The following is a 16,334-nucleotide window of genomic DNA, read 5'->3' on the forward strand; positions in this document are numbered from 1 at the left end:
CTGGGACGGGTGGTCCGAGGCCGCCGCGTGGCTCCGACGAAAGAAGGCCGCCACCCTGGGGGACGGCCTGTGCCGGGTGCCTCCGGTGGGACTCGAACCCACACTGCTCCGATTTTGAGTCGGATGCCTCTGCCAATTGGGCTACGGAGGCGCGCCGTCCGCTCAGCTGCGGCGTGACCAGCAGGATCATACTAGGATTGCGGCTGTGAGCAACGAGCCAGAACCCACAGAATCCTCCAGGTCTCGCCGGGTCCTCGTCGCCGAGGACGAGACCATTATCCGCCTTGACATTGTCGAGACGCTTACTGACGCGGGCTACGAGGTCGTGGCGGAGGCCTCTGACGGGGAGGAGGCTGTCCGCCTGGCGGAGGAGAACAGGCCGGACCTGTGTGTCATGGACGTCAAGATGCCTGTCATGGACGGCATCACCGCTGCTGAGCGCATTCTTGACAAGCACTCCTGCGCCGTCGTCATGCTGACCGCTTTCTCCCAGACCGACCTGGTCGAGCGTGCCGGTGCCGCAGGTGCCATGGCCTACGTGGTCAAGCCTTTCACTCCGGCCGACCTCGTCCCGGCTATCGAGGTGGCGTTCTCGCGTCACGAGGAGATCGTGTCGCTGGAGAACGAGATCAGCGACCTCACCGAGCGTTTCGAGACGCGCAAGCGCGTGGACCGCGCCAAGGGCCTCCTCATGGAGCGGATGGGCCTGAGTGAGCCGGAGGCGTTCCGTTGGCTGCAGAAGACCTCAATGAACCGTCGTCTCACCATGCGCGAGGTAGCTGACGCCGTCGTGGAGCAGGTGGGCTCAGCCAGGGAGTCCTGACCGCCTGGCTGAGCTCAGGTGGGAGGCTTCCTGCTCAGGTGAACAGGCTGCGCAGGCTGCCGCGCGCCACCTGCCGTCCCTGGTCGTCGTGGATGCTCACCTCGTAGACCACGGTGTGCCGCCCCCGGTGGACGGGAAGCGCCTGTGCTGTGACCCACCCCTCCTTGACGGGTCGTAGGTGGCTGACCGTCAGTTCGGCTCCTACCGGGAGGCTGTCCTGGGGCGCCCCGGCCCGAGCAGCCACGGAGGCGGCGGTCTCGACCAGGGCGGCACTGGCGCCTCCGTGGAGGAACCCGGCTACCTGGCGCGCTCCGTCCACAGGCATACGGACCACGGTGCGCTCTGCACCGCGGACCAGGACCTCCATGGCCAGGGTGTCCATGAGGGTCCCTGCTTGCGACTCCGCCGGGACCGGGCGCTGGGCGCTGGGCGCCGAGACTGCCGAGCCTGCCGGGCGCGGGTCCGGGTAGGGGCGGGGAGAGGCGGTCGGGAAGGCGACAGGTGCCGCGCTCACCTCGGCCAGGCAGGCCCCGGTGTCCTGGCCTACCGGTCCGCTGGGCCCGACGACGGCAGGTGAGGCTGCCGCCGCGCTGCCCTGCGGGGACGTGCCGCAGGCCGGGGTGTCGTCATGATGCTCAGTCATGGGCCTAGGCTGGCACGGTGAGCACCACCGCCACCACTCCTGACCGCGTCGGCCGCCTCCTGCTCGTTGACGGCCACTCCATGGCCTTCCGGGCTTTCTACGCCCTTCCGGCTGACGGGTTCACCACCTCGACGGGCCAGGCCACCAATGCCGTCCACGGTTTCACCTCAATGTTCCTGTCCCTGCTTGACAACGAGAGGCCCTCCCACGTCGCCGTCGCCTTCGACCTGCCTGGCGGGACCTTCCGCACCCGCGAGTACGCCGACTACAAGGGAACCCGGGAGGAGACCCCGGCGGCCCTGACCGGCCAGGTCGAGCTGATCCAGGACCTGCTGGGCGCCATGAGGGTGCCCACCCTGAGCGCGCCGGGCTACGAGGCCGACGACATCCTGGCCACCCTGGCGGCTGCCGCCCAGCGAGAGGGGATGGAGGTCCTCATCTGCTCGGGCGACCGGGACTCCTTCCAGACGGTGACGCAGCACTGCACCGTGCTCTACCCGGTCAAGGGGGTCTCCACGCTGCGCCGGATGACGCCTGAGGAGGTCGAGGCCCGCTACGGCGTGCCGCCCCAGCGCTACCCGCACCTGGCGGCCCTGGTGGGCGAGCCCAGCGACAACCTACCAGGAGTTCCCGGCGTGGGGCCCAAGACTGCCGCCAGGTGGCTCACCGCCTACGACGGCCTGGACGGTGTCATCGCCAGCGCCGACCAGATCAGGGGCAAGGCGGGGCAGTCGCTGCGCGACCACCTGGACGACGTGCTGCGCAACCGACGTCTCAACCGGCTGCTGACCGACCTCGACCTGGGCGTGAGCCCGAGCAGGGACCTCCGCCTGTCCGGCAGCCGCCGCAGCGACCTCGCCCGGGCCTTTGAGGCACTGGAGTTCCGTACGCTGCACCAGCGCGCGCTGCGCACGCTTCCACTGGCTGACGACGACCACGACGGACGCACCGGTTCAGGAGCCGGGGGACAAGACCCGCTGGAGGTTCTCAGGGCGCTGGACGTCTCGGTCCTGGGCCGCAACCTGCCTGCGGGGTCACTGGGGCAGTGGCTGCACCAGCACCTGGGTGCGGGCGCTGACGACAGTGATGACAGTGATGCCAGTGACGGTAACGGCGGTAGCGGCGAGCAAGCCCGTGACGGTGTCGTGGGGGTCGCGGGAGTCGGGGGGGTCGTGGGGCTGGACGTCGTGGGCAGCCTGCAGCCGGTGCTGGGGGAGGTCACCCTGCTGTCGCTGAGCGACGGCCACAGGGCCGTGGTGGTGGACCCGTCCCTGGTCATGCCGGAGGATGAGGCCGCCCTGGCCCGGCTGCTCGCTGACACGTCACGGCCCAAGGTCGTGGCTGACGCCAAGGGCTCCTGGCACGCCCTGGAAGCCCGTGGGATGCGCCTGGACGGTGTAGCAGCCGACCCGTCCCTGGCAGCCTACCTGTGCCGTCCTGAGCAGCGTTCCTACGCGGTCAAGGACCTGGCGCAGCGCTGGTTCGGCATCGACCTGGACTCCCTGGACCCCCTGCCCCAGCCTGTGTGCCCGGGAGGCACGCAGCAGCCGGACCAGACCGCCCTGGACCTGGGCTCCCTGGACAGCCCCCCCGACGACGGCCACGTCCTCAAGGAAGCCCCTGAGGAGGTCCTGGCCAGCGCCCGCCGAGCAGGGCTCCTGCCGCGCCTCCAGGAGGTCCTGGACGCCCAGGTGGCCCAGCGCGAGAGCACGGGGCTCTTCACCGGGCTGGAGATGCCCGTGGCTGCCACCCTCGCGATGATGGAGCACACCGGCATCGCCGTGGACGACACCGTACTGGCCCGCCGGGAGGCCGAGCTGGACGCCCGGGTGACCCGCGCCGCCGAGGCCGCCTTTGCCGCAGCTGGCCACGAGCTTAACCTCTCCAGTCCCAAGCAGCTCCAGACGGTGCTGTTCGACGAGCTCGACATGCCTCGTACGAGGCGGACCAAGACCGGGTACACCACGGACGCCGAGGCCCTGGCCACCCTGTACGCCCGGACGGGGCACCCCTTCCTGGAGCACCTCCTGGAGCACCGTGACGCCATCAAGCTCCGTCAGACCGTGGAGGGCCTGCGCAAGGCGGTCCAGCCCGACGGTCGTATCCACACCACCTTCCAGCAGACGATCGCCGCCACCGGGCGCCTGTCGTCGAAGGACCCGAACCTGCAGAACATCCCGGCGCGTACCGAGGAGGGGCTGAGTATCCGGGAGGCCTTCACGGTCGGGGATGGCTACGAGTGCCTTGTGACTGCGGACTACTCCCAGATCGAGATGCGGATCATGGCGCACCTGTCCGGGGACGAGGCGCTGATCGAGGCCTTCCGCAGCGGCGAGGACCTGCACCGCTACGTAGCCGCCCTGGTGCACGGCACCACAGTCGCCGAGGTCTCCTCCCAGCAGCGCAGCCACATCAAGGCCATGAGCTACGGGCTGGCCTACGGGCTGTCCACCTTCGGCCTGGCCCGTCAGCTCGGGATCGGCAACGCCGAGGCGGCTGCCCTGAGGGACGCCTACTTCGCCCGCTTCGGACAGGTGCGTGACTACCTGGAGTCCGTGGTCGAGCAGGCCCGCAGGGACGGCTACACGCAGACCATGTTCGGCCGCCGCCGCTACCTGCCCGACCTCACCAGCGACAACCGCCAGCGCCGTGAGATGGCGGAGCGGGCGGCCCTCAACGCCCCGATCCAGGGCAGCGCGGCTGACATCGTCAAGAAGGCCATGATCGACGTGGACCGGGCACTGGCTGAGGAGGGGCTCGCGAGCCGCCTGCTGCTCCAGATCCACGACGAGCTGCTGGTGGAGGTGGCCGCTGGGGAGGCCGACGTCGTCAAGGGGCTGCTCCAGGAGCGGATGAGCCAGGCCGCGCAGCTGTCGGTGCCGCTGGACGTCGCCACCGGCAGCGGGCTCAGCTGGCGGGCCGCCAGCCACTGACGCGCTACCGACACGTACGACGTACTGCGGCTGGCGCCGCCAGCCACGGCCTCCTGTCGCCGCCTTCCTCTTCCTCGTCTTCTCCGCCTCGCTGAGCCGGCCTGCTCGGTGCCTTCCCCCACTACTCTTCCCGCGCTGTTCCCGGTCGACCAGGCCTGAGGAGGTGAATGTGAGCGATTGCACGTGTTCGGGGAGCGGGGACGGGGAACAGTCCAGTCACGGCTCCGTCACGTGCTGATAGGGTACTTGCGTGCGTTCCTGGGCATCTTCTTTACTCTGGTCCCAGCCGCGTCGTGAGCCGGTCCGGGCCGGCACAGGGCGCGGGGGACGCACGGTCCCTGTCAACCCGAACCACCTATCCGTATTCGGAGCAACCACTCAATGACCACCACTCCGCCCAGCCCCGCCCCGGTCGCAGTCAACGACATCGGTGCGACCGAGGAGATCCTCGCTGCCGTCGACGAGACCATCAAGTACTTCGACGACGGTGACATCGTCGAGGGCACTGTCGTCAAGGTCGACCGCGACGAGGTCCTCCTCGACATCGGCTACAAGACCGAGGGCGTCATCCTGGCCCGCGAGCTGTCCATCAAGCATGACGTCGATCCCGACGAGATCGTTGCCGTTGGTGACCAGATCGAGGCTCTCGTCCTGCAGAAGGAGGACAAGGAGGGGCGCCTGCTCCTGAGTAAGAAGCGGGCTCAGTACGAGCGTGCCTGGGGCACGATCGAGCGCATCAAGGAGGAGGACGGCGTCGTCACCGGTACCGTGATCGAGGTCGTCAAGGGCGGCCTGATCCTGGACATCGGCCTGCGTGGGTTCCTGCCCGCCTCCCTGGTCGAGATGCGGCGCGTCCGCGATCTCCAGCCCTATGTGGGCCGTTCGCTTGAGGCAAAGATCATCGAGCTGGACAAGAACCGCAACAACGTGGTCCTCTCCCGCCGCGCCTGGCTGGAGCAGACCCAGTCCGAGGTCCGCACCAACTTCCTCCAGACCCTTCAGAAGGGCCAGGTCCGCTCCGGTGTGGTCTCCTCCATCGTCAACTTTGGTGCCTTCGTGGACCTGGGGGGCGTGGACGGCCTGGTCCACGTCTCCGAGCTGTCCTGGAAGCACATCGACCACCCCTCCGAGGTCGTCGAGGTGGGAACCGAGGTCACCGTGGAGGTCCTGGACGTGGACTTCGACCGGGAGCGTGTCTCCCTGTCCCTCAAGGCCACCCAGGAAGACCCGTGGCAGGCCTTTGCCCGTACCCACGCTATCGGCCAGGTGGTGCCCGGGAAGGTCACCAAGCTGGTTCCCTTCGGTGCCTTCGTCCGTGTCGAGGACGGGATCGAGGGCCTGGTCCACATCTCCGAGCTGGCACAACGCCACGTCGAGGTGCCCGAGCAGGTCGCCAAGGTCGGTGACGAGGTCTTCGTCAAGGTTATCGACATCGACCTGGAGCGTCGTCGCATCTCCTTGTCGCTCAAGCAGGCCAACGAGGGCGTGGACCCCGTCTCGGAGGACTTCGACCCGTCCCTGTACGGCATGGCGGCTGAGTACGATGAGGACGGCAACTACAAGTACCCGGAGGGCTTTGACCCGGAGACCAACGAGTGGCTCGAGGGGTACGAGGCCCAGCGCGAGGCCTGGGAGGCGGAGTACGCCGCTGCCCTGGCCCGCTGGGAGGCGCACAAGGCCCAGGTTGCCAGGGCGATGGAGGAGGAGCAGGACTCGGGCGCGGCTGCGGCGGCTGGCAGTACCTCTTACTCCTCGGCACCGTCCGAGGCCTCGGGCACTCTCGCCTCTGACGAGGCCCTTGCCGCCCTGAGGGAGAAGCTGACCGGTAACTGACAGCGACACCACGACGTTCTTGGCTGCTGCCGACAGGCGTGTGGGGGTCCCACCCGACCGGGTGGGACCCCCACGTCGTGTGCCGCCTGGCTGCTGCTCATATCGGTTCGTAGCTGACCGAGAGCCCGGGGGAGGGCATCATGGGGCTATGGCTCGTGGTACCCGTCGTCCTCCTCACCCCTCGGACAGAGCGCTGCGTGTCGGCCTGACCGGGGGGATCGGCACTGGCAAGTCCACGGTGGCTGACCTCCTGGCCGAGCACGGTGCCACCGTGGTCGCCGCCGACGACATCGCCCGTGACGTCGTCGGGCCGGGGACCCCTGGCCTGGCAGCGGTCGTCGAGGAGTTTGGCCAGGGTGTGCTCAAGGCCGACGGCACGCTGGACCGCTCTGCGCTGGGCAGCATCGTCTTTGCCGACGAGGGCAGTCGCGCCCGTCTGGAGGAGGTCCTCCTGCCGCTCATCGCTGCCGAGGCCTGGGCCCGTCTGGAGGAGGTGCCTGCTGGCGAGGTGGCTGTCTATGACGTGCCCCTGCTGGTCGAGGGACAGATGCAGGACATGTTCGACCTCGTGGTGGTGGTGGAGGCTGACCTGGACACGCGCCTGGAGCGACTGGCCGAGCGTGGACTGGGTGCTGAGCAGGCCATGGCCCGTATCGCCTCCCAGGCGACCGATGCCGAGCGACGAGCCGTGGCCGACGTGGTCCTGGTCAACTCTGGGACGCCGCAGGCCCTGGCACGCGACGTCGCCTCCCTGTGGGAGGACCAGCTGGCCCCCTGACCGGCTGTCGTGGCACTCGCGTAGCCTTGGGCGCATGCGTCCTGTCACTGACCTGCACCGTGCCGTCAAGCCCTTTGAGGTCGTCAGCCCTTACAGCCCCAGCGGCGACCAGCCCACTGCCATCGCCGAGCTGGCCCGGCGTCTGGAGGCCGGTGAGAAGGACATCGTGCTGCTGGGAGCCACCGGTACTGGCAAGTCCGCGACGGCCGCCTGGCTGGTGGAGAAGGTCCAGCGCCCCACCCTCGTCCTAGAGCCCAACAAGACCCTAGCGGCGCAGATGGCCGCCGAGTTCCGCGAGCTGCTGCCGAACAACGCGGTGGAGTACTTCGTCTCCTACTACGACTACTACCAGCCCGAGGCCTACGTCCCCCAGACGGACACCTTCATCGAGAAGGACTCCTCCATCAACGACGAGGTTGAGCGCCTGCGCCACTCCGCCACCAACTCCCTGCTCACCCGGCGTGACGTCGTCGTCGTCTCCTCGGTGTCGTGCATCTACGGGCTGGGCACGCCCCAGGAGTACGTGGACCGTATGACGCCCCTTGCGGTGGGGGACCGGGTGGACCGTGACGACCTGCTGCGCCGCTTCGTGTCCATGCAGTACACCCGCAACGACACGGACTTCACTCGTGGCACGTTCCGGGTCCGGGGCGACACGGTGGAGATCATCCCCATGTACGAGGAGCTGGCCATCCGCATCGAGCTGTTCGGGGACGAGATCGAGGCCCTGGCCACCCTGCACCCGGTCAGCGGTGACGTCATCGACACCACCGACCAGGTGTTTGTCTTCCCTGCCTCCCACTACGTCGCCGGGCCGGAGCGCATGGAGCAGGCGATCCAGGGTATCGAGGCGGAACTGGCTGGGCGCCTGGCCGAGCTCGAACGTGACGGCCGCCTCCTGGAGGCCCAGCGGCTGCGGATGCGCACCACCTACGACCTGGAGATGCTCCAGCAGATCGGGACCTGCTCGGGGGTGGAGAACTACTCCCTGCACATTGACGGGCGCGAGGTGGGTACCCCGCCTAACACGCTGCTGGACTACTTCCCTGAGGACTTCCTGCTTGTCATCGACGAGTCCCACGTGACCGTCCCCCAGATCGGCGGCATGTTCGAGGGCGACGCCTCTCGCAAGCGCACGCTGGTCGACCACGGCTTCCGCCTGCCCTCCGCGCTGGACAACAGGCCTCTCACCTTTGACGAGTTCAGTGAGCGCATCGGGCAGACCGTCTACCTGTCGGCCACTCCCGGAGACTATGAGACGGACCTGTCCGACGGTGTGGTCGAGCAGATCATCCGACCGACCGGCCTGGTCGACCCCAAGGTGGTGGTCAGGCCCACCCAGGGCCAGATCGACGACCTGCTGGAGCAGGTGCGTCAGCGCACCGAGCGGGACCAGCGGGTCCTGGTCACCACCCTGACCAAGCGGATGGCGGAGGACCTGACCACCTACCTGGCGGAGCGAGGGGTGCGGGTGGAGTACCTCCACTCTGACGTGGACACCCTGCGACGCGTCGAGCTGCTGCGCGAGCTGCGGCTAGGCAGTTTTGACGTCCTGGTAGGCATCAACCTGCTGCGCGAGGGCCTGGATCTGCCGGAGGTCTCCCTGGTGTCCATCCTGGACGCGGACAAGGAGGGGTTTCTGCGCTCGACACGCTCCCTCATCCAGACCATCGGGCGGGCCGCCCGCAACGTCTCCGGCGAGGTCCACATGTACGCCGACCACATCACCCCCTCCATGGCTGAGGCCATTGAGGAGACGGAGAGGCGGCGGGTCAAGCAGCTGGCCTACAACACCGAGCACGGGATCGACCCCCAGCCCCTGCGCAAGCGGATTGCCGACGTCACTGACATGCTGGCGCGTGAGGACGTCGACACCGCCGAGCTTCTTGCCGGAGGGTACCGGGGCCACGAGGAGGCCCAGGTGCGCTCCCGCCGCAAGAAGGCGGCGGAGGCGACCGTGCGCGAGCGGCTGGCTGGCAGCGCCCAGGAGGACCTGGAGGGCCTGATCGCCGAGCTGACCGAGCAGATGCACGCCGCCGCGCAGGACCTCCACTTCGAGCTGGCAGCACGGCTGCGTGACGAGGTGCAGGACCTCAAGAAGGAGCTGCGGTCCATGCGCGCGGCGCAGTAGCGCGTGCCAAGAGGTGGCAGGCGATTGCGGCCCGGTCCGGCAGCACTAGAAATAAATGCGCAACCTCGGAGCCATTCATCCTGGTATTCGTTGTCGCGATTCAATATTCATAAGCATGTTGGTGTTGCTTCCCCGCGTTTCTCTCCCTACAATGATTTCTGCCACACGATTGTCGGGGCGAGGTCGAGACTCGCAGAGGAGTGAAAACGCGCATGAGCCCACACGGTACGCAGGAGTCTTCTGCCACGGACAGCCGTTCCCCTGCCCAGAAGGTCCCCTTGACGGCGCTGACGGCGCTGGTCGTCGGGTCGATGATCGGGGGTGGGATCTTTGGCCTGCCTCAGCAGATGGCCAGTGCGGCCGCCCCGGGACCCCTTGTCATGGGCTGGGTCGTCACCGGGGTCGGCATGCTCATGCTCGCCTTCGTCTTCCAGCGCCTGGCGCTGAGCAGGCCGGACATTGACGCCGGGATCTACGGGTACGCCAGGGCCGGATTCGGCAACCTGGTGGGATTCTCCTCGGCGTGGGGGTACTGGGTCTCGGCGTGGATCGGAAACGTCGGCTATCTGGTCCTCCTCATGGCGTCCCTCGGTGTCTTCCTTCCAGGTTTCGGGGATGGAAACACGGCGCAGGCCATTATTATTGCCTCTGTCGTTATGTGGCTGTTCCACGTGCTCATTCTGCGGGGAATACGTGAGGCATCGATCGTGAACGCGGTCGTAACGGTCGGCAAGGTCGTGCCCCTGGTCGTCTTTGTCGTCATCGGTGTGCTCGCCTTCCGGCTTGACGTCTTCACCCAGGACTTCTGGGGTGCCGCCGACCCCTCTCTGGGCTCAGTGCTGAGCCAGGTCCGGGGCATGATGCTGGTCACCGTGTGGGTGTTCATCGGCGTGGAGGGAGCCTCTGTCTTTTCTGAGCGCGCCCGCTCCCGCACCGACGTGGGGCGGGCTACCATCCTCGGCTTCGTCTCCGTGCTGGCGCTTCTGCTGGCCATCAACATCTTGTCCTACGGGATCATGCCACGTACTGAGCTGGCCGCCCTGGCTGACCCCTCCCTGGCCGGGGTGCTGGAGGCGGCTGTCGGTCCCTGGGGCGCGCGGCTCATCGCTCTGGGCCTGGTCGTCTCCCTGGTCGGGGCGCTGCTGTCCTGGTTTCTCATGTGCGCCGAGATCGTCCGAGTCCCGGCCCAGGAGGGCCTCATGCCCAGGATCTTCGGCCGGGAGAGCAGCAAGGGCGTGCCTGCTGCCGCCCTGTGGCTGACCATGGGGCTGGTCCAGATCTTCCTGGTGTGGACCTACTTCAACGCCTCCACCTACACCACCCTTATTCTTCTGGCCTCCTCGCTCATCCTGCTGCCCTACCTGCTCTCCGCCCTGTACCAGGTCATGGTGGCGCTGCGGGCGAGGCGGGCCGGGAACGGAGCCTGGGGGGACCTGCTCGTCGGGCTGGGCGGAACCCTGTACGGGGTGTGGCTCCTCTACGCCGCCGGCCCGGTCTACCTGTTGTACACCGCGATCTTCTACCTTGTCGGCCTGCCCTTCTTCGTCGTGGCGTGTCGTGAGCGCGGGGCACCTGTCCTGACCCGGACGGAACAGGCCCTGGTGGCCGTCCTGGTGGCGGCGTCAGCCTACGCGGTCTACGGCCTGGCTCACGGGACCCTGTCCCTGTGAGGTGCCTGTGAGTTGTTCGGGGAGCCGACCCTGGTGCCGGGGTACCGGGAGAGGACGCGCAGGTGCGCGGGCCTCTGAGCCACGGTTGCCGAGTCACGGTCTCGGGGGCGCAGGAAGACGCCACAGTTAGCCAACAGACAAGAACCGAGAGGGAGAATCATGGCGACTGCTGCAACCACCGTCAGCCACGGCGTCTGGTCCGAGGTCGGTACGCTCAGACGCGTCATGGTGTGTCGACCGGGCCGTGCCCATGAGCACCTGACCCCGACCAACTGCCACGACCTGCTTTTCGACGACGTCCTGGACGTGCCCAGGGCCCAGCGCGACCACGACCTGTTTGTCAGCCTCATGCGTGAGCGGCGCGTGGAGGTCCTGGAGCTGCACGACCTGCTTTCCGACGTGCTGAGCCTGCCCGAGGGGCGGGCCTTCGTACTGGACCGTAGGGTCAACCACGCTGCCATGGGGGTCGGGGTGGCTGAGGACCTGCGGGCCTGGATGGAGGAGATGCCCTCCAGCCAGCTTGCTGACCTGCTCATCGGGGGACTGGTCTCCGACCAGGTGCCCACCGACGTGTTTGGCACGTGCATCGCCCCTTACCACGTCAACAGCGACGACCCCGAGCTGCTCATCGCCCCCCTGCCCAACACCCTGTTCACGCGGGACAACTCGGCGTGGATCTACGACGGCGTGGAGCTGTCCTCCATGTTCTGGGAGGCCCGACAGCGCGAGGTGCTCCTGCTGGCTGCGGTCTACAGGTTCCACCCGCTGTTCGACTACACCTACCGAACCTGGCTGGACACGCTGGACGAGGACGCGGGGTACACCTTTATCGAGGGCGGCGACATCATGCCGGTGGGCAAGGGGGTCGTCCTGGTCGGGATGGGAGAGCGCTCCACCTTCCAAGCGGTCAGCCGGATCGCCAGCTCGCTGTTCCAGGCTGGCTCGGCGCAGCGTGTCATCGCTGCCCGCATGCCCAAGGAGCGCGCCGCCATGCACCTGGACACCGTGTTCACCCTGTGCTCTGAGGAGGTGGTCAACATCTACGAGCCCGTGGTCAGGGAGATGGAGGTCTTCTCCCTGCGTCCTGACGAGTCGCAGCGCGGCGGCATCCGGGTCACCCACGACGGCGGGGACTTTGCGGGCACGGTCTCCCAGGCGCTGGGGGTCCGCCTGTGGCCGGTCACCTCTACCGCAGGCCGTTACGGCGCGGAGCGTGAGCAGTGGAACGATGGCAACAACGTCGTGGCCCTCTCCCCGGGCGTGGTGGTGGCCTACGACCGCAACTACTCCGTCAACGCCAGCCTGCGTGCCGCCGGCATTGAGGTCCTGGAGATCCCCTCCTCCGAGCTCGGTCGTGGACGCGGTGGCAGCCACTGCATGACCTGCCCTATTGACCGTGACCCGGCCTACTGACCCGTTGCCAGGAGGGGCCGGTGCCCTGTCAGGGCGCTTGGTGGGCAGGTGTCCTGAGCCGTCGGAGGTGCAGGAGAGGCTCAGTGGGTGGGGCGCAGGACACCTCGGCGTCACGCACCCCACACTTGTGACCCCACGGTGGCTGGTACGGCGGGGGAGGCAGCCGCTAGACTGCGAGAAAGACCGTGCGGAGGGGAGTACTCCCGCTAACGGCGACGTCGTCACCACGGGCGACCGGGTCAGGTCCCGGCCCCGGCGTCGCAGGCCTCCGGGGCGTGCTGTCGCCTCGTGAGGCGGGAGGAGACCTCCGGTACCCGACTCGTACCGGAGGTGCATCCTGTGGATGTCCACGCCCTCGGGTGGCTGGCTCTGGGAGCCACCATCCTTGTCATGATCACGATCGACATCGTCGGTCACGTGCGTACCCCTCACGAGCCCACGATGAGGGAGGCCGCCTGGTGGTCGGTGGCCTACATCGCTATGGCCCTGGTCTTCGGGCTGGTGGTGTGGGCCGTGTGGGGAGGGGACTACGGCACGGAGTACTTTGCGGGCTACATCACCGAGAAGGCGCTCAGCATCGACAACCTCTTCGTCTTTGTCATCATGATCTCCTCCTTCCGGGTTCCTCGCAGGTACCAGCAGGAGGTGCTCCTGGCAGGTATCGTCATCGCGCTCGTGCTGCGCCTGGTGTTCATCCTGGCCGGGGCGGCCCTCATCGAGAACTTCTCCTGGGTGTTCTACTTCTTTGGCGCCTGGCTCCTGTGGACGGCCGTCTCCCAGGCTCGCGAGGGCGTGGAGGACCCGGAGGAGTCCTCGGCCACCGAGGAGTACCGACCCAGCGGGTTCGTGCGAGCCGTGGCCCGGGTAGTGCCCATGACCGACGGGTTCGTGGGTGGCAAGGTGCTCCACCGGCACGCCGGCCGGACCATGATCACCCCCATGATGCTGTGCATCATCGCTATCGGGACCGCCGACGTCATGTTCGCGGTGGACTCGATCCCTGCTATCTACTCCCTGACCAGGGAGCCCTACCTGGTCTTCGCCGCCAACGCCTTCTCGCTCCTGGGCCTGCGCCAGCTCTACTTCCTCATCGACGGCCTCCTGGACCGCCTGGCCTACCTCCACTACGGCCTGGCTGCCATCCTGGGCTTCATTGGCCTCAAGCTGATCGTGCACGCGCTGCACACCAATGAGGTGCCTTTCATCAACGGCGGGCGAGAGGTGGACATCGTGCCTGAGCCCAGCATCCAGATGTCCCTGGGGGTCATCGTCGTCGCCGTCCTGGTCACTGTGGTCGCCTCCGCCGTCCGGTCTCGTACTGACTCCAGGCAGGTCCAGGCCACGACTTCCCCGACCCAGCAGGACAACCTGGACCACCCGCAGGCCTCGCGCCCCGCTGCCGTCCCAGCCAGCCCAGTGGAGGCGACCAGTCGCACCGAGAGCGCCAGGAGCGCGCAGTGACTCCTACGGCTCCCGGGACTCCCGGGTCGGGAGCCTCCGCCACCACGGTGCACGACGACGTGTCGTCGGACCCCGGTGCGGGTGGTGGCTCCTCTGCCGTGACGGGAGCACAGGGGCTGAGCTCTGCTGAGGTCGCCGACAGGGTCAGCCGTGGCCTGACCAACGCCTACGAGGAGAAGACCTCCCGCAGCGTGGCCCAGATCCTGCGTGCCAACCTTCTCACCGTCTTCAACGCGATCCTGGGGGTGGCGCTGGTCCTGGTCCTCGTCTTCGGTCACTGGGCGGACGCCCTGTTCGGGATCGTGCTCCTGCTTAACACGAGCACCGGGACTGTCGCGGAGATCCGGGCCAAGCGCGCGCTGGACCGGCTCGCCGTGCTGGAGACCCCCCGCACGACGGTGGTGCGCGACGGTGAGCAGCAGGAGGTGGCCGTCGCGCAGGTCGTCCTCGACGACGTCGTTCGGCTGCGGGTGGGCGAGCAGGTCCCCGCAGACGGCACCGTGCTGTCCTGCGAGGGGCTGGAAGTCGATGACTCCATCCTTACCGGTGAGTCAGCTCCGGTGCACCCGGCCATCGGGGACCGGGTCATGTCGGGGACCACGGTGACTGCCGGGACCGGCCTGTTCCGGGCCACGGCGGTGGGAGCTGATGCCTACGCCCACCGTCTGGCCCGCGAGGCGCGCCGGTACTCCGTGGCTGTCAGCGAGCTCCAGGCGGGCACCAACCGGGTACTGGGGTGGATCTCCTGGGTGATCGTGCCTGTGGCCCTGCTGCTGGCGTGGTCCCAGCTGCGCGGGGAGGAGGGGGGTCTCGCCCACGCCGTGTCCTCCGGGTCCTGGCGCGCAGCAGTGGTCCCCGCGGTTGCGGGAGTGGTTGGCATGGTGCCCCAGGGCCTGGTGCTGCTGACCTCGGTGAACTTTGCCACCGCAGCCCTGGCCCTGGCCCGCCGCAGCGTCCTGGTCCAGGAGCTGCCAGCGGTGGAGGTCCTGGCCCGGGTCGACACCCTGTGCCTGGACAAGACTGGCACCATCACGACCGGGCGGATCCGCTTGGAGCAGGTCTACGACCTCCACGACTCCCACGACCTTGGCGCCCCCGGGTCTGGAGCGCATGATCCCGCTCCTGAGGTACTGGCGGTCCTGGCCCGGCTCAGTGGGGGAGAGGACCCCAACGCCAGCGCCACTGCCATCAGTGAGGGCCTCAGCAGGCCAGACCTGCTGGGACCCGAGGGCCTGGAGACCGCGCGGGCGGTCCGTCCTGAGGCCCAGGTGCCCTTCTCCTCACGACGGAAGTGGTCGGCTCTGCGGGAGGAGGGGGCGACCTGGGTCCTAGGTGCTCCGGAGATCCTCCTGGACGCGGCTGAGGCGGATTCCCCGGGGCCGCTGGTGGAAGGCGCGCGCCAGCAGGTCCGTCAGGCGGCCGCGACAGGTGCCCGCGTGCTGGCCCTGGCCTCCAGCCCCCACCTGTGGGGCGACCAGTCCGGCGCGCCCGGTCAGGAGCCAGTGCTGCCTGCGGGCCTGTGCCCTCGTGCGCTGGTCGTCCTGTCGGAGGAGGTCCGCCCTGACGCCGCCCAGACCCTGGAGTACTTCCGCGACCAGGGCGTGGAGGTCAAGGTCATCTCCGGTGACAGCCCGGCCACGGTGGCCGCAGTGGCCCGCAGGGCCGGGGTGCAGGCACCTGGTGGGGGGGAGCTGGTGGCCGTGGACGCCCGGGACCTGCCAGAGGTGACGGGTGCCGGCCAGGACCCGGGTGCCCGGGACGGCCAGGACCCTCAGGACTCTGCGGAGGACCTGGACCACCTGGCGCAGCTGGTGGAGCCGGTCAGCGTCCTGGGACGGGTGACTCCGGAGCAGAAGCGTTCCCTGGTGCGGGCACTGAGGGCGCGCGGGCACGTCGTGGCCATGACCGGTGACGGCGTCAACGACGCGCTGGCGCTAAAGGAGGCCGACCTGGGTATCGCCATGGGCAACGGAGCGCCAGCGACCAAGGCGGTGGCCCGTCTGGTGCTGCTGTCCGGGGAGTTCTCCGCGCTTCCAGGGGTCGTGGCCCAGGGGCGGCGAGTCATGGCAAACACTGAGCGCATCGCCTCCCTGTTCCTGGCCAAGACTGTCTACGCCTCCCTCATCGCGGTGGTGGTCTCCGCGCTGGCGATCTCCTATCCTTTCGCCCCCCGTCAGCTGACGATCGTCTCCTCGCTGACGATCGGGGTCCCTGCCTTCGTCCTGGCCCTGGCCCCAAGCAACCAGCGCTACCGGGCGGGCTTCCTGGGGCGAGTCCTCACCCTGGCGGTCCCGGCGGGACTGGTGGCAGGCACCATGACGCTGCTGACCTGGACCTGGTTGACGCTCACTGGTGCCCCTGAGGCCCAGGTAACCACCGGGGCGACGCTGGTACTGGTCGTCTCCGGGCTGTGGCTGCTGACGCTGACGGCCCGCCCGTTGCTGGGATGGCGGCTGGGACTGGTGCTCCTCATGGGGGTGGCGGCCGTCCTGGGGGTGGTCCTGCCTGCGGTACGGGCTTTCTTCCTCCTGAGCTGGCCCCAGCCGGGCGTGTGGTGGGTCATTGCAGCCATGGCGGGGCTTGCTGTGGGCGGTATTGAGGTGGTGTACCTGGTGCGTCAGCGGATGGTCCGCTGAGCCTGTCCCCGTG

Annotated in this window: 10 protein-coding genes and 1 tRNA gene; 9 read left to right on the forward strand and 2 right to left on the reverse strand. The window is 68.3% G+C overall.

Going from position 1 to position 16,334, the window contains the following annotated elements:
• Positions 1-77 precede the first annotated feature (77 nt).
• Positions 78-151: transfer RNA gene (locus tag CWS50_RS05630), tRNA-Leu, on the reverse strand.
• A gap of 54 nt (positions 152-205) precedes the next feature.
• Here CWS50_RS05630 and CWS50_RS05635 point away from each other — a divergent pair.
• Positions 206-823 carry an ANTAR domain-containing response regulator gene (locus tag CWS50_RS05635; protein WP_127841998.1) on the forward strand — a complete coding sequence of 206 codons (618 nt, stop codon included), beginning with the start codon at positions 206-208 and terminating at the stop codon, positions 821-823.
• A gap of 34 nt (positions 824-857) precedes the next feature.
• On the opposite strand, the gene CWS50_RS05640 is transcribed toward CWS50_RS05635, so the two are convergent.
• Complete coding sequence (locus CWS50_RS05640) at positions 858-1,466, reverse strand: PaaI family thioesterase (protein WP_127841999.1); 609 nt, start codon at positions 1,464-1,466, stop codon at positions 858-860.
• A 17-nt stretch (positions 1,467-1,483) separates the two neighbouring features.
• Here CWS50_RS05640 and polA point away from each other — a divergent pair, with 17 nt between their 5' ends.
• The 8 genes from polA (at position 1,484) to CWS50_RS05680 (ending at position 16,321) form a co-directional block, all read left to right on the forward strand.
• Positions 1,484-4,399, forward strand: a complete 2,916-nt coding sequence (gene polA / locus CWS50_RS05645) for a DNA polymerase I (protein WP_127842000.1) — start codon at positions 1,484-1,486, stop codon at positions 4,397-4,399.
• Positions 4,400-4,780: 381 nt separating this feature from the next.
• A complete protein-coding gene (gene rpsA / locus CWS50_RS05650; RefSeq protein ID WP_127842001.1) occupies positions 4,781-6,232 on the forward strand; it encodes a 30S ribosomal protein S1 in 1,452 nt (483 codons plus the stop codon).
• A gap of 148 nt (positions 6,233-6,380) precedes the next feature.
• A complete protein-coding gene (gene coaE, locus CWS50_RS05655; RefSeq protein ID WP_127842002.1) occupies positions 6,381-7,010 on the forward strand; it encodes a dephospho-CoA kinase in 630 nt (209 codons plus the stop codon).
• A gap of 34 nt (positions 7,011-7,044) precedes the next feature.
• The gene (gene uvrB / locus CWS50_RS05660) at positions 7,045-9,141 is read left to right on the forward strand and encodes an excinuclease ABC subunit UvrB (RefSeq protein ID WP_127842003.1); all 2,097 of its coding nucleotides are present in this window, start codon (positions 7,045-7,047) and stop codon (positions 9,139-9,141) included.
• 212 nt (positions 9,142-9,353) lie between these two features.
• Complete coding sequence (arcD, locus tag CWS50_RS05665; protein WP_127842004.1) at positions 9,354-10,811, forward strand: arginine-ornithine antiporter; 1,458 nt, start codon at positions 9,354-9,356, stop codon at positions 10,809-10,811.
• Positions 10,812-10,970: 159 nt separating this feature from the next.
• Positions 10,971-12,224, forward strand: coding sequence for an arginine deiminase (locus CWS50_RS05670; protein ID WP_127842005.1), 1,254 nt, complete (start codon positions 10,971-10,973; stop codon positions 12,222-12,224).
• 339 nt (positions 12,225-12,563) lie between these two features.
• Complete coding sequence (locus tag CWS50_RS05675; protein WP_127842006.1) at positions 12,564-13,685, forward strand: TerC family protein; 1,122 nt, start codon at positions 12,564-12,566, stop codon at positions 13,683-13,685.
• Between the two features lie 98 nt (positions 13,686-13,783).
• Positions 13,784-16,321, forward strand: coding sequence for an HAD-IC family P-type ATPase (locus CWS50_RS05680; RefSeq protein WP_180342492.1), 2,538 nt, complete (start codon positions 13,784-13,786; stop codon positions 16,319-16,321).
• Positions 16,322-16,334: the final 13 nt, after the last annotated feature.

The organism is Actinomyces wuliandei (assembly GCF_004010955.1).
Classification (GTDB): Bacteria; Actinomycetota; Actinomycetes; order Actinomycetales; family Actinomycetaceae; genus Actinomyces; species Actinomyces wuliandei.

Excerpts from the sequence above, each read along its gene's own strand:
- arcD (WP_127842004.1), top strand. The coding sequence starts at position 9,354 with ATGAGCCCACACGGTACGCAGGAGTCTTCTGCCACGGACAGCCGTTCC.
- CWS50_RS05670 (WP_127842005.1), top strand. The coding sequence starts at position 10,971 with ATGGCGACTGCTGCAACCACCGTCAGCCACGGCGTCTGGTCCGAGGTC.
- coaE (WP_127842002.1), top strand. The coding sequence starts at position 6,381 with ATGGCTCGTGGTACCCGTCGTCCTCCTCACCCCTCGGACAGAGCGCTG.
- CWS50_RS05640 (WP_127841999.1), bottom strand. The coding sequence starts at position 1,466 with ATGACTGAGCATCATGACGACACCCCGGCCTGCGGCACGTCCCCGCAG.
- uvrB (WP_127842003.1), top strand. The coding sequence starts at position 7,045 with ATGCGTCCTGTCACTGACCTGCACCGTGCCGTCAAGCCCTTTGAGGTC.
- rpsA (WP_127842001.1), top strand. The coding sequence starts at position 4,781 with ATGACCACCACTCCGCCCAGCCCCGCCCCGGTCGCAGTCAACGACATC.